General features: G+C 68.1%; 2 protein-coding genes. Both read right to left on the reverse strand.

All coding sequences use genetic code 11. From position 1 onward, the window contains the following. Nucleotides 1-883 (reverse strand): SGNH/GDSL hydrolase family protein (locus tag AC1DU6_RS30960; protein WP_477861945.1); only part of this gene is annotated, 883 nt, incomplete at its 3' end. A 99-nt stretch (nucleotides 884-982) separates the two neighbouring features. Next, on the reverse strand, nucleotides 983-1,480 hold a 498-nt coding region (locus AC1DU6_RS30965; RefSeq protein ID WP_477861947.1), incomplete at its 5' end, for a TonB family protein.

Raw genomic sequence — 1,480 nt, forward strand, 5'->3', positions numbered from 1 at the left:
GGGTCGTGGGGTGGATGCCGTCCCAGAACAGCGCGGTGCTGAGATCGCAGCTGCTGGTGGTTGCTGCGCAGGCATTGGTCCAGTTGCTGAAGCCCAGCTGCGAGGCATTGTCCACGGCGCTCGTCATGAAGCCGTACATGTCGAAGACCTGTGCGCCGCTGCCAGCCAGCGCGCCGGTGAGGGCGGTGTCCATGGCGAAGCTCAGCGCCGAGGCCTGGCCGCTGGCGCCCATCGCGTTGGCCAGCGGCGTGAGGCCGAAGTTCGGCGTGTTCAGCACCAGCACATGCTGGGCGCCGGCGAGCTTGAGGCTGCCAACGATGCCGGCCATGTCGGCGGCGTAGCTGGCCACTGTCGCGGCAGCCGTGGCGTCAGAGTCGGCACCCATGGCGATCGCTTCCAATGCGACACGGATGTTGTTGCCGCCGCCGGCCACCACGTAAAGAGCGTTCGGATCGGCGAGGTTGCCGGTGGCGCCCAGATACATGCCAAGCTGGGTTTGCATGCTGTACGGGAAGCCCGGCAACTGCGGAATCTCGCCACCGTTCAGACTGGTCTGTGCACCACCGAAGGCGAAGTTATTGCCGCCGGCCAGTGAGGGCGATAGCGCCACGCCGAGCGATTGCGCGAAGTACTGCGTCCAGACCCAGCCATTGGAATACGTGCCCGCCGTCGACGGGATCTTGCTGTAGTAGCCGTCGCCCGGAATGTTGACGGGCGGCAGCCCACCGGGGCCCTGAGACAGCAGCAAAGCGTTGTTGCCGCTGTCGGACAGGCTGTCGCCGAAAACGACGAGTCCGGAATACGGGCCGGTGGCCGAGGCTGCGAAGGCGGCAGCACAAAGACCAATGCCCGCGAGCATGCGGGCGAGCAGACGGATGGACATGGAAACTCCCTGATTTGTGGCCGCAGGACTTCTAACGGCTCGACAACAGCATCTCCGCCCGTTGGCTCAGCGTCAACCCGGGGACGCCCGAGACTGAAATCAGTCGGTGTCGCTCTTGAAGGCGACTTCGACAGCGGCCTCGCGGGCCTTGCGGATGGGAGCGAAGCGCCATTGCTTGACGGCCTCGACGGCCGCCGTGCCCAACCGCGAATGGCTGGCCTTGATGACCGAGGCCTGCTGGACCGCGCCGTCGGGCCCGACCGTGAACTGCACCTGGGCAAAACCGTTGCGGAAGGTGCTCTGCTGCTGCATCTGGCGCGGGATGGCCGGTTCGACCTTGGCCAGCAGTTTCAGCGGCTCCTCGGCCTCTTCCTCGGCCGGCTTGGGCGGCGGCTCCGCGGCCCGTGCCGCGGCGGCCATCGGGGCAGCGGGGGCGGGCGTCGGCGCCGCAGAGGCGAGCAGCACGGGCGTGCGCTCAACTTCAGGTTCAGGCTCGGGCGCCGCCTGCGGCGCGGTAGCAACGGTGGTCGGGGGCGCAACAGCTGTGGCAGCGGTCGGTGCGGGTGCCGTGCCGGGCGTTGGGGCAGGCGCGGGCCG

This window comes from Roseateles sp. P5_B10 (genome assembly GCF_056400485.1).